Origin of the sequence: Streptomyces swartbergensis (assembly GCF_002148965.1) — a bacterium.
GTDB classification, from domain to species: Bacteria; Actinomycetota; Actinomycetes; order Streptomycetales; family Streptomycetaceae; genus Streptomyces; species Streptomyces swartbergensis.
Map to the genome: position 1 here is coordinate 1 of NZ_NGFN01000827.1, position 711 is coordinate 711.

Annotated in this window: 1 pseudogene; it reads left to right on the plus strand. The window is 76.5% G+C overall.

What is annotated here, in order from left to right:
- Positions 1 to 324: 324 nt before the first annotated feature.
- A pseudogene (locus CA983_RS44575) lies at positions 325 to 711 on the plus strand (M56 family peptidase); the annotation flags it as partial.

The following is a 711-nucleotide window of genomic DNA, read 5'->3' on the forward strand; positions in this document are numbered from 1 at the left end:
GGCTGGGCGAGGTGACGGGGCGGGTGGTGCCGGCCTGACGGCGCTCCAGGGGCGTCCGCGAAGCCCCGTCGTGCGCCCGCGGGGCCGCCCGGATCTGGCCGACAGTCGCCCCTCCCGGCGCTTCTGATGCCGCTCGGCCCCTGACTCACACCGCCCGGCACCGTCATACTGGGCGTCGGGCGGTGTGCCACACGTGCGCGGTGCACGGCACGTTCGGGGCGCTCGTCGGTGTGCACTTCAGCCGCGTCACCGGTGCGCTCGGCAGCCGCCCTCCCCCGCACGACCCGTAGCCGCCCCTCTTCCGACCGACCGGAGCCCGTGGCCATGACCGTCTGCCTGCTCCTGCTGAGCGTTGTCGCCGTGACGGCCGCCGTACCCGTTCCCCGTGCGCTGACCCGGGCCGACTGGCCCGAGCGGGAACCGGTGGTCGCGCTGTGGGTGTGGCAGTGCCTGGTCGCCACCGTCCTGCTGTGCTGCGTGACGGCACTCGCCCTGGGCGCCGCCGCCGTCTTCGGCACGGTCCGCGCCCAGCTCTTCGCCCCGGCTCCGCCCGCGGTGACCGCGGCGTACGACCTGTCCACCGCCCCGCCGGTGGCCGCCGCCCTCACCCTGCTGCTGGCCTGCGGTGCCGCCTGGACGACCGCGATGCTCGCGCGTGAACTCGTCGAAGCGCGCCGGCGCCGCGCCCAGGCCCGCGCCCACCTCCGCGAA